The following is a 10713-nucleotide window of genomic DNA, read 5'->3' as shown; positions in this document are numbered from 1 at the left end:
ACGGGAAACGCGACAGGCGGTGAGGCGCGAAGACGGCGGAATTCCAACCTCTTGCCGCGATTGGGGCAAACTTGGCTCACCTTCGATAAACCGGGCTTATCAGAGGTCAGAAAGCCCCCCAGGCGCGCTTGTCAGGTTTCCTCATCGGCGCGCATTCGGTCCTGCCGGCCGCCCCCCTTGCCCCGATTGGTCCCTGAACTCCGCGCATTGCGCTCCTGATTGGCCGGCAGATTGCCCTGCAATCGCAGGCACGCCGTCGCCCTCCCCCTCTGGGGTCGCCGGGCCGGCCCTGCCTGGACCGCTGGCGTTCAGAATGCGCGCGCGGCTCCAAACGAGTGTCGGACGGCAACTTGACGCGGCTGAAAGGGCCGCCGATCCCGGTCCACCATGCCGGTCGAGCGTGACGCCGAAAATCGCTCGCCATTGCGGCGCAGTTGCTCCTCAATGAGGGCAAATGCGCGCCGATCAGGGACAGCGGAAAGCTCTGATTTCGCTCAGTTGGCGTGCTTGCCGATGAGGAAAACCGACACGCGGCTATCCGGTGCCGCGGGCCGTATTCGGGTAAGGGCGCCGGCCGCGCGCCGGCGTCGGGAGGGGCGGAGCCCCGACCAGAGACGGCGCGCGGCCGGCAGCGCCGAAGTGATCGCCAGGACCGGGTTGAAGCCGGAGTAGGCGAGCGCCGCCGCCCGGCGCAGCACCGGCCGGGTTACGCCGCCCGCATCTCCAGCCGCCGCACTGTCGCCGGGTACCAAGCGCCTCGGCCGCTCGGCGTCAGGATGCTACGCGTGTGCAGTTGGTCCGTGCGCCGGGCGTGAGGGTCACCAGCGTGGCGCAGGTTCGTGGCGGCGCCTGAGACGTGACCATGGAGTCCTGCAGCACCGTAACAGTGAAGCTGCTGGCCGGCGCCGCCCGGGTGGAGCGGCTCGCCGCCGAGCGGATCATCACGTCATCCATCGTGCGCTTCCTTCCCCGACCACCGCCACGCGCGTCCTCACGCCCACTCGAGCCGCTATGAGAGGGTCACATGCGCGGCGGCGAATAGGTTCTTGCCGATCGGGCCAGCACCGCGCATCCCGCCTCCCAGGCGTCATGGGCGGAGCGGTAAACGCACTCGGATGCCGCTCGGGCATGTAGTTCGTCATCGAACTGAATCTCCCAGCGCCAGCGCCGAGGGGGATATGTCTGCTGTCGTGCTTTCACCACGGGCCGCGCACGACAGCCACCAGCCAGCGGAACGTCTTTGCGCAGCGCGTCGGGCATTGTTCTCTCCAGTCGGTTGAGTGACCATAAGCGGTCGACACGACCTGGACGCGAGCTTTGGCGGCGCCTCACGCCTTGCTGATGCGGCAGGCGATGGAGGTGGCGTGATGTGTTCGCCATCAGCCAGGCTGCCCTCCGGCCGACCGAATTCTCTCAAGATCAAGGAGCCCTTTTCGCGCCCCATCCCTTCACGTCGGGCGGCACCTCGGGGCGGAAATGTTCGTACAGCCTAAAGCCGACCCGGTTGAGCTCGCCAGGCTCATAACGCTTCGCTAGCGCCTCCATGGCCTTCCTGACCTCGGCCAGGTGGTCGCCGAACGCCTTAGCGACGTAGGCCTCCACAGGCTCTGCGGGTGAGGGCTTGCCATCGCCATTATCGGCCAGAACCACCCCGTCCTTGTCATGGGTGAGCCGGATCTTCCGGCCGAGCAGCTGCGCCGTGTCCTTGGGCTTTGCCGGAGCCGCGTCTCGCCGCTCCATTGCCGCATCGCCTTCCTCGGCGATGCCGAGCCGTTTGGCCTTGGCCCGCGCCGCCACGCCCGCCACGGCTTTGGCCAGGCTGAGCGCGGTTTCAGAAGGGTGCCCGAGCCGCTCCGCCACGACGGCGGCCCAAAGCGTCAGGACGGGAGCGCGGTTCACCTTGATAGGCGAGGAGGCCTTCGTCATGGGACGGACGGTAGCATCCGCCGCCGCCCATTCAGCAACGGCGAAGGCCTACGCGCTACTTTCGCCGTCCACTCCAGTGTTGCGCAGCCCGGCCCCGGCGCTCCGCCCCGGCCGTCATCCAGTTCCGGCGATGCGGCTGTCTGACCGCGGATGCCGCACGCGCCGGGGTATTAGAGACCGTGGAGGGCGCAGCAGCCGCCATCGCCGACTGGGACGCAACTACCTCAAGCTGTTCAGCTGAGTCTGGCCCGACGACCAGCGGCGCTTCCGGCACAGGGTTAGCGGGCTCGGCCACCTCGAGCGTCGGATCTGGCAGGACTGGCTCGGGCTTCACCCGTGCGGGCGTGACCAGCGGCTCCGCCTCGACCTTGGGAGGTGCTTCGACCGGCGCGGGTGGACTCGCTTCCCACACGGCCAGGTCGCGTTGCTGCCGCTCAGCATCCGCGATCAGCTGCTCCAGCGTCGCGGCGGTCTCGAAGAACACGCCATCGCGGGCCGCCGTGACCGGGGCACCGTCGATTTGAAAGATCTTCCGCTTCATCGCCAGGCGGTGCACCTCACCGGGAGATGCAGGGCGAAACTCGACGCCGACCAGCGTAGCGGCAGTGACTTGTCCAGGGGTCAACTTCAACATGACCGCGAAGCCTACCTGCTTACCGCTGCATGCCTAGTGGCGAAGGCTGGGTCCTTTCGTGCCGAACCCGGGGCGTGGCTACCCTAACAGATTGGACGACGGGGTTTGGAAGGGTGGTTATGGAGTCTGAGAACCCCCCCGGTGCGCGTGGGAGCGGCCGGCGCGGCGGCCGCGTGGCTGCCTGAGACGGACGGCGAGCGGCCCAGGACCGCTCAGCCGTCCCGCGCCCCGCAGCCCGGCCCAGCCAGCTCCGTACCAAGCGGTCCGGCAGGCCCAGCTCGGCTGCTACCTGCGACATCGAGCGGCCACCCTGACCCGCGCCCACCACCTCGAGCTTGAACGCGTCCGGAAAGACCCGACGCCGCTTTCCGCTCTCGGTCATCACCACCTCCCAGGCCCTTCAGCCTGTCAGAGATGTCCGTGGAAGCGGGGCAGGACCAACGACACCAGCCACCGCTCGGTGGACATGGTCGCCATCGGGCCGGCGGGCCGTCTCCAAGCTGCCGCTCGCGATCGGCTTTCTCGACTGCGGCCATGGAGTGCTGGGGGAACTGCCGACCAGCGAGCCCGAACCCTACAACAACGCCTGGGCGTTGGATCCGGCGGTGAACAACTGGCACCGCATGACGCATGCGGCCCGCCTGGCCCGCTTCGCCGACCGGCCGTATGTCGCCATGTCGGTCGACACCATCTTCCCGAACGTGAGCTTCCTTGACCGCCAGCCACTCGCTATCGCGCTGGCCCATTCCGACTTCCCAACCGAGTGCCAGCCTGTTGAGGAAATGGGTGACCCCACAGGGCAGTCGGGGAATTGGGGGAGCAAGCTGGGTAAACGAGTGAGCGGCCCGTTGCCGAATCAAGGGTTTGCGCAGGCTATCGCGAGGACAGCGGTGAGAACTCTGGTAGGCGGCTTGCAGGCCCGGCTGCCGATCGCACGCAAGTTCGTCGGCCCGCATATTCGGTTTATGGCAGCTTGATCGGGCCTTCTTGCCAGGACACCTGGCCCTTTGAACCGGTTAAATGTGCTCTTGCTGCAACAGTGAGGCGCGCTTGCCGCGTTTAATCGGCTCAACGGCCGCGCTCGACGCTTCTTCCTAAATGGCCCGGGCTGATAGGTTGGCGCCTGCTCACCAAGGGGGGTTGTGATGGGCGACGTTTTGGAGGCGGGCGTGGCCCGCAAGACTAAGGCTGCGCCGGCTGCGGCTCGCACGAAGCTGGTGTTGGTGTGTTCGCCGAAAGGCGGTGTCGGCAAGACGACCATCGCTAGCAATCTCCTGGTCAGAGCCGCGCAGCAGGGCGTTCGCGCCTTGGGTCTCGATTTGGACCGGCAGCGAACCCTGACCAAGTGGTTCGCAAAGCGGCCTGCCGAGGCCCAGCTTTTCAGCGTCCGCGAGGCCACCTTCTCACAATGGGCCGCTCTCTCACGGGAGATCCGATCGAACAGGATCGAGCAGGACGGAAGGCTCACCTATGAACTAGTGGTGGTGGACACCCCGCCAAGCGTCGAGGACCACCTTCTGGAAGTCCGAAACATCTTGGAGGACGCAGACCTCACGGTCATCCCCACGAAGCCGGGCGATTTCGACTTGGAGAGTGCGATTCCCTGGGGCCGAACGGTCTCTGGCATGGGCGGCAAGACCGTGATGGTGCTCAACCAGATCAACAAGCAAGCCTCGTCCTGGCAGCAGGCCCAGAACCGGATCATCAAGTCCCGCCTTTCCGTCTGCCCGGTCGCACTTCCGACCAGCGAGGACGTGACCCGTTACCTCGACAAGGGCTTGGCCCTTTTGGACCTCACCAAGGCCCGCGGCGATTCCATGGAGCGCTTCGAGGCTGTCTATGAGTTCGTCGCGCAGGAGGTCGGGCTTTGAGCGCCGCCATGAAATTCAGCCCTGGCAAGGCTGCGGCGCTCAAGCCCCGGACCCTCGATGTCGAATCGGGGGAAGCGCGGGCTGCCGCGGCCGAACGTCCAGCCAACCCCATAACCGTCCTCGACACCAGGCCGGAGGAACTGGCTGCCATCCCCTCGGCTGGCGACGTAGTGGTGGATGCGGACCTCGAGCGTGCCTTGCAGGGCTCTCCTGCCCTACGGGACCCGGGGCGCGTCAGCTTCATCAAGAAGCTGATCCGCAATGCGCATGCCCGCTGGCACGAGGCAGCAAGGACGTACCTGGAAATCGGGAGCGAGCTGCTCGCCGCATCTGAACATCTTGGCCGGGACTACGATCGTGTCGTGGAAGGCCGCCTCCTTCCTTTCAGCAAGAGCATCGAGACCCAACTGAGGGCGGTTGCTCGCGCTGTCCAGGAAAACCGGCTCCCGGCGGACCGTCTCCCTGGGTACTCGGTGGCATACAAGCTGTCGCTGTTGCCCGATCCCCTGCTCCAACAGGCCAAGGAAGACGGCTTGGTGCGGCCCAGTGTGACGCGTCGGGAGGTCGAGGAGTACCGGGCCAGGGCCGTTCGTACCCACGAACAGGCCAGCGGCAAGTCGCTGGACACCCTGACCCTTACCCGCAGGCGGGACGATCTGCTTCGCCGGCGCGGGAGGCTTCAGGGCGAGATCGACACCATCTCTGCCCATCTGGCCGACATCGAAGCGCAACTTCGCCAGCGCGGCGTGTTGCCGGAGAACTGAGGCAACCCTGTGCCTGGTGCCCGAAAGACTGTGCCTGCGCTCGGTTGGCTCGACGCGTCACCGCAACCGGAGGTCACATCCATGACCAGAGCCACAGCGACAAGGCCGAGGGGGCGCCGGCGTGCGCCCGGAACGCTGACGCTGGCGCCCCCTTGGCCGGTGCCGGGCCGGAGCGCCGCTTTTCCGCCCAGCGCAAGCTGGCCGCCGTCACCCGCCTGAGCGTGTGGCGCGACCGCGCCCTGGTCGGGGCGGAGGCGGCGATGAAAGAGCGCGAGCGCGACAGCCGCGACGGGGAGTTGCTCCGCCTCAAGGCCAAGCTCGGCGAGGTCACCATGGCGAACGAACTGGTGGAGCAGAAGATCGCCGCCCTGGAGGGTGGTCGCCCTTCGGGTCGCCGGAGGTCGAGACGGTGAGCCAAGCTGTCTCGCCGGCCACGGGTCGGCGCTATGGTCTGGCCAGGGTCGCCCGTGTCTGGCGCTTCTCCCGCGCCACGGTCTACCGCCGCCGCACGGTGGCCGGTACCACGGCCACGGCCGTCCCGATGCGGTGCGGTCCGGTTAGCGCCTGCGCCATGCCGGCATCCGCACCTCGGCCCGGCGGGTCCGGCGGCTGATGCGCCAGCACGGCCTGCTCGCGCCACACCGGGTCGGCCGCCCGGAGCAGCGCGCCCATGACGGCACCATCACCACCACCGCCGTGGATGTCATGTGGGGGACCGACATGACCGAGACCGTGACCGTCAGGGAGGGCCGGGCCCGGGTCTTCGTCGCCGTCGACCACTGCTCCGGCGAGTGCGTCGGCAGCCATGCCGCGCGCTCCGGCAACCGCTTCGAGGCGCTCGAGCCGGTGCGCCAGGGCGTCCTGCGCCACTTCGGGCGCATCGAGAAGGACGCGGCCCAGGGCCTCTCCCTCCGCCACGACCACGGATCCAACTACATGTCAGCCGACTTCCAGGACGAGATCGCCTTCCTCGGCATCGAGAGCTCGCCCTCCTTCGTCCGCCAGCCCGAGGGCAACGGTGTCGCCGAACGCTTCATCCGTACCCTGAAGGAGAACTTCCTCTGGGTGCACACCTTCGACACCATCGAGGACCTGCGGCGCGGGCTGCAGGAGTTCGTCGCCCACTACAACGCCACCTGGCTTGTCGCCCGGTACGGCTACCGCACCCCGAACCAGGTTCGCGCCGAGCAACGTAGCCTTGCTCAATGCCCACAGGCCAACCTACCCTTGGCCGCCTGGATAGCGCAGTTCCCTGTCTCAAGAACCGGCCAGCACTACAGATGCCGAGGGTCGGTTCAGCTCGTTCAGCCTTGTCGCAGACCCTGGACTTTGGGGACCGTCTCTTCGGCAGGCAAAATCACCTGAACCTGCGGTCGCGTTTCCGGCGGCTTGCTAGGATAGAGGATGAGGCCCGCATCCTCCACATCAACCCGTGCCTCAGGATAGACGGCCAGAGCCAGCGCCAAGGGCTCAGTGAACTTGTACTTGAAATTCTTCAGCTTGGCAAAGTTGGTCCCGAACTGTTTGTAGATCGCCGCCCAGGTGACCTGCGTCGGTTTCTTGAGGGCATGCAGACGGTACGCGAGCCAGCAATACACGTCCAATGCGGTTGAGTTGTTGTTCAGCCGCTGGATCGCCGCGCTCGGAATCGGCACGGGATGCTTCATGAGCTGCGCGAAGAAGCCCTCTGATAGGCGCGCTGCGTCAAGTGCCAGTGTAGCCTGCCGGCCGTCACCGCCGCCCTCGTGGAGGAACATGGCGGTTTCGAGGATGTTCTGATTGATCAGGGCAGTCCGACCGTCTCGGGTGGTCTGGAAAGTCAGCCGGCATCGGGAGATACGCTCGGCCTGCTCCCGGACCTCGGCGTAGCTCTTGCCGCCGATGGAGATGCCGAGGTTGCGCATCCAGGCATTCAGACTGCCTCCAAGCTCGATCTCGCGGCTCCTGCGCAAGATGGCTTCCGTCTGAAGGTAAAGCATGATCAATCGGGCTCGGCTGCCAAAGGGGACGCCGACGAACGGGTTGGTGCCATCCGCGGAGATTCGGCGGCCAGGCTCCACCAGCAGCGTGATGTGATCCGTCTCGACCCGCCATTCGCGGTCGTTCTCGATGCGGCGGTGGGGCAGACCCGCCAGGCAAAACCCCGAGAACAGAAAATTCCTCTCAAGGTTCTCGTCGGCCATGAACTCGTGCGCTGTCTGGACGAGGACGCGCTGCTGTTTCGTAGCCGCCCCGCGCAGAGCAACCTCAAGACCGCGGGCTGCCAGCAGGTCGTGGACCTCCGCCATAGACGCGCTCCGTTCACGTACCATGAGGAATGCAGCAGGCGCGCTGGTGCGTCCACTTGGACTTTAGGGACCGGACTATTTGCATGGCTATTTGTGACTCTTATTAGTGTGGTCCCTAAAGTCCTGTGGATATCTCCCATAACCTCTTGAAACTCAATCCCGGTTCATACGGGGTGGGTCCCTACAGTCCAACGGATGGCTTCCAGAGTCCAACTTGCCGGTGTGTGCGACTCGGAGGTGACGGTCCCCAAAGTCCAACTCGGACGATCCAGCCCGGAGCCGCAAACCGGTTCCCAGAGTCCAATCGGTCCCCAAAGTCCAAGATTCTCAACGGATCGGCACCCCGAGTCGGAGATCGGGCCCCAGCTGCGGACATGCGAGGGCGCCCGGTTCGCCAAACAAGGAGGAATTGGACTCTGGGGACCGTCCTACCCGTAGACGGGGTCGACTTTGGTGACCAGGAAGGTGGAGCGAGCTTGGACTCTGGGGACCATGGACCGCCACGCTCTCCCTGACACGCGATAACCGCCCCGGCTCACACGCCATAATGGCCAACTCTCGCGCTTTGGCGGCGACCCGAGCTAGGGCGGAGCGGCGCCGCCAGGCCGGGGGGAGGGGCCCCGGCGGCGGCGCTGGCAGGGGGCAGGGGATGCCGGACGACGCAACCGCCGGGGCGGCCAGGGACATGCCCGGCCAGCAGCACGCGCAGCTGGCCCTGCAGGACGCGGTGGAATTTGCCCGCGCCGCCGACGCCCCGGCCACCCGCCGGGCCTACGCCGCCGCCGGCCTCGCCGCCCTGCCGGCCGCCCCGGAAACCGTCGCCGCCTACCTCGCCTCGCTCGCTCGCAGTGAACCGCTCCGCCCTTACCGTCGGTGCGGATCGCGGTCGGTGCGGGCCAAGCGTGATGGCGACAAAAGCGGGTGCTCGCCAGACCTACTATTGCGGCGCGCGGATGTAAATGCGCAGGGAAGCCGCAGGAGGCCCGTGTCGTGCCCTGGTGCGGAAGGGTGCCAGCACGCCTGCTCAGAGCATGCACGCGCATCCTCGCGGCAAAGAGAAGCATATGGGGCCTGGATCGGCAAGTCAGCCGTGTACCCATTACTTACCCTGGCAGTTTACGCTGAATATGTCTGCACAACCCCGTCCTATGGGAAGATAATTTATCTTCTATAGGAATTGGGCGACAGAGTCAGCGTGGATAACCCCGCTTCGGGCGACAGAGGCAGAGTAGAATCGGCAACTTGGGGCGACAAAATCAGCGTGGAATTGCGGGGATGACTCGCCTTCGCTTCGGGCGCCTGTGCCAAGCGCGCGCCGGGGGTGCCGACCTCCGCCGAGCAGGGCTACCCGGGTTTCCGTCAAGAGGGCATCCACGGCCCGTTCGGCTGGAAGGGCATGCCGCCGGAGCTGCAGGCCCGCATTGCCGAGGAGGCGGCCGTCGTGGCCCGCAAACCGGCAACCGTGGAGCGGTTCCGCCAGGCGGCCCAGCTGGTGGGCCGGGGTGCCACACCGGCCTCCTTCGCCGCCCTGCTGGAGGAACAGCGGCAGCGCTGGGCGGCCCTGGCCTGGGAGTTCGGCGCCAACGCGTTGTAGTCGTAAGGGGTGAGGCCCACTGCCGCCTCCCGTCACCCTCGCCGGCAGCGTGGCGGGCAGGCAGCACTGGCCGATGAGGTCTGGCAGGCACGGGATGGCGGCCTGGCCGGTGATGCCGAGCCCGGCTCCGAGGCGGTCCTAGAAGCTGAGGCCGAAGAAGGCGCCGCGGCAGTTGCGGCCCCCCTAACCCGGATCCAGTGCCTTTCCGTAGCGGTCCAGGATGAGGGCGACGTCGGATCGCATCTCGTTCAAGGGAACGGGTTCTGTAACAGGCTCAAGGTGCGGCGCGAGCCTGGAGAAGAGCGCGACGCAGAGTTGCGACGGGTCGAAGCGCGACGGGTAGGCAATGCCCGCGGGCTGCGACGGGTGGTCGTGGAGCGCATCGGCCCACGCGCCGCATGGGTCGTAGGGGCCTGACAAGAAGCGGGCGTCGAGGCCGAGCCGAGACAGGCCCGGACCGGTCAGATCCACCAGCAGCATCTCCTCGTGGATAGCGACGATGGAGAGCGCGCGGGCCTCGATCTCTGCCAGGCTGATAAGGGCGCGGGCCGGGTTGCGGATGAGGGTTTCGACGAAGGCCCCCTCGAAGGCCTGCGCAGCGTACAGGACCCCGAACCGGCCGGAGGCGCTATCGAAGCGGCCGAGGGGCGGCTTGTCTGGGCCCGGAGAGAAATGGATTGGGCCGTGGGCCGCTCGATGGACGCGGACGACCGTGGCCCCACTCTCCCATCGTACGAGCGGCAGCGGCCGGGAGGCGAGATCAGCCGGCGGGAAGGGCGCCGGCTCCGTCGGGCCGCGTGTCACGCGAAGGCGTCGGCCCCGCGGGCAGCGAGGAGGCGTTGGACCGCGGCCAGCTCGCCGGCACGGAGGGCGGCGAGCGGCGTCCGGCCGCCGAGGGCGTCGTCCGGGGCGAGCAGGAAGTCGAGAATCGACCAGGAGGACGCGTCGGCCATGCCGGCGAGGACATCCGTGATGCCCTCGAGGACTTCGCCATCCCGGAACTGGACCGCCGGGTAGGCCCAGTCGCTCCGGATACGGAGGGCCAGAAGCTTGCCCGACGCGCGGCGCTTGTCGACCGCCGCCCGGGTGATGCCAAGTAGGTTCCCGACGTCATCGGCTGAGAGTAGGCCGCCGGCGGCCGTCACCAGGCGCGCCCGGACCTCGGCGCCGCGGGCAATGGCCGCTGCCAGGGGCTCCAGTTGGTGCAGTGCCTCTGAGGCGGCTTGGTCGGCTGTGGCCCGCGCCAGGGTACCAGTATCCGTCGCGGCGGCCAGGAACTCCGCCAGGGTCTCCGCTGGGGCCTCGCGGGCCATGCGATCGACAGCACCCATTGCGCGACGGCGGAATGCCTCGCGGATGGGATCGGCGTTCATGGCGGCCATAGCGACCTCCTGGTTGCGCTAGTATTAAATGCGTCGATTTTCTATTGCGTCAACCGCAACCACGCGAGCGTGACAATTGCACGATGGAGGCGGTTCTGCCAGGCTTCGCGCCAATCGGCCCGTTTGGCCGGCCGGGATAGGGCTGGTAAGCTCCGGCTCTGGGCTCGACCGGGGGACGGAGGGCAGGGATGGACTGTGTGGCTTGCGGCTCGAGCGAGGTGACCGAGCGGCCGGAGCGCACCGCCCAGGGCTAC

Annotated in this window: 11 protein-coding genes and 1 pseudogene; 5 read left to right on the top strand and 7 right to left on the bottom strand. The window is 67.1% G+C overall.

All coding sequences use genetic code 11. From position 1 onward, the window contains the following. Positions 1–771 precede the first annotated feature (771 nt). The 4 genes from Q7A36_RS35725 to Q7A36_RS41850 all read right to left on the bottom strand — a co-directional run bounded on the left by Q7A36_RS35725 (position 772) and on the right by Q7A36_RS41850 (position 2942). Positions 772–954 (bottom strand): cupin domain-containing protein, encoded by a 183-nt coding sequence (locus Q7A36_RS35725; RefSeq protein WP_305108569.1) that lies wholly within the window; start codon positions 952–954, stop codon positions 772–774. Positions 955–1419: 465 nt separating this feature from the next. After that, complete coding sequence (locus Q7A36_RS35720) at positions 1420–1926, bottom strand: hypothetical protein (protein WP_305108568.1); 507 nt, start codon at positions 1924–1926, stop codon at positions 1420–1422. Positions 1927–1981: 55 nt separating this feature from the next. Next, positions 1982–2560, bottom strand: a complete 579-nt coding sequence (locus Q7A36_RS35715; protein WP_305108567.1) for a hypothetical protein — start codon at positions 2558–2560, stop codon at positions 1982–1984. Between the two features lie 19 nt (positions 2561–2579). Further along, complete coding sequence (locus tag Q7A36_RS41850) at positions 2580–2942, bottom strand: transposase (RefSeq protein WP_370655769.1); 363 nt, start codon at positions 2940–2942, stop codon at positions 2580–2582. A 157-nt stretch (positions 2943–3099) separates the two neighbouring features. Between Q7A36_RS41850 and Q7A36_RS35710 the strand changes: the two genes are divergently transcribed. The 4 genes and pseudogenes from Q7A36_RS35710 to Q7A36_RS41845 all read left to right on the top strand — a co-directional run. Continuing rightward, positions 3100–3537 (top strand): hypothetical protein, encoded by a 438-nt coding sequence (locus Q7A36_RS35710; protein WP_305108566.1) that lies wholly within the window; start codon positions 3100–3102, stop codon positions 3535–3537. Positions 3538–3705: 168 nt separating this feature from the next. Continuing rightward, the gene (locus tag Q7A36_RS35705) at positions 3706–4431 is read left to right on the top strand and encodes a ParA family protein (RefSeq protein ID WP_305108565.1); all 726 of its coding nucleotides are present in this window, start codon (positions 3706–3708) and stop codon (positions 4429–4431) included. Further along, positions 4428–5195 carry a hypothetical protein gene (locus Q7A36_RS35700; RefSeq protein WP_305108564.1) on the top strand — a complete coding sequence of 256 codons (768 nt, stop codon included), beginning with the start codon at positions 4428–4430 and terminating at the stop codon, positions 5193–5195. Before Q7A36_RS35705 ends, Q7A36_RS35700 begins: the two co-directional genes overlap by 4 nt. Positions 5196–5347: 152 nt before the next feature. Next, positions 5348–6410: pseudogene (locus Q7A36_RS41845) on the top strand (transposase); the annotation flags it as partial. Between the two features lie 89 nt (positions 6411–6499). Here Q7A36_RS41845 and Q7A36_RS35685 read toward each other — a convergent pair. Next, a complete protein-coding gene (locus Q7A36_RS35685; protein WP_305108561.1) occupies positions 6500–7483 on the bottom strand; it encodes a replication protein RepA in 984 nt (327 codons plus the stop codon). A 1321-nt stretch (positions 7484–8804) separates the two neighbouring features. On the opposite strand from Q7A36_RS35685, the gene Q7A36_RS35680 reads away from it, so the two are divergent. Further along, positions 8805–9077: a hypothetical protein gene (locus Q7A36_RS35680; protein WP_408903908.1), complete on the top strand. Its 273-nt coding sequence runs from the start codon at positions 8805–8807 to the stop codon at positions 9075–9077. Between the two features lie 183 nt (positions 9078–9260). Here Q7A36_RS35680 and Q7A36_RS35675 read toward each other — a convergent pair whose 3' ends face one another. Both Q7A36_RS35675 and Q7A36_RS35670 read right to left on the bottom strand, forming a co-directional pair. Beyond that, on the bottom strand, positions 9261–9881 hold the full coding sequence (locus tag Q7A36_RS35675; RefSeq protein WP_305108560.1) for an RES family NAD+ phosphorylase: 621 nt from the start codon (positions 9879–9881) through the stop codon (positions 9261–9263). Continuing rightward, positions 9878–10459 (bottom strand): hypothetical protein, encoded by a 582-nt coding sequence (locus Q7A36_RS35670; RefSeq protein WP_305108559.1) that lies wholly within the window; start codon positions 10457–10459, stop codon positions 9878–9880. Before Q7A36_RS35670 ends, Q7A36_RS35675 begins: the two co-directional genes overlap by 4 nt. Positions 10460–10713 lie beyond the last annotated feature (254 nt).

Source organism: Paracraurococcus lichenis (assembly GCF_030657435.1).
Taxonomy (GTDB): domain Bacteria; phylum Pseudomonadota; class Alphaproteobacteria; order Acetobacterales; family Acetobacteraceae; genus Paracraurococcus; species Paracraurococcus lichenis.
This window is presented reverse-complemented; position numbering and strand designations above follow the sequence as displayed.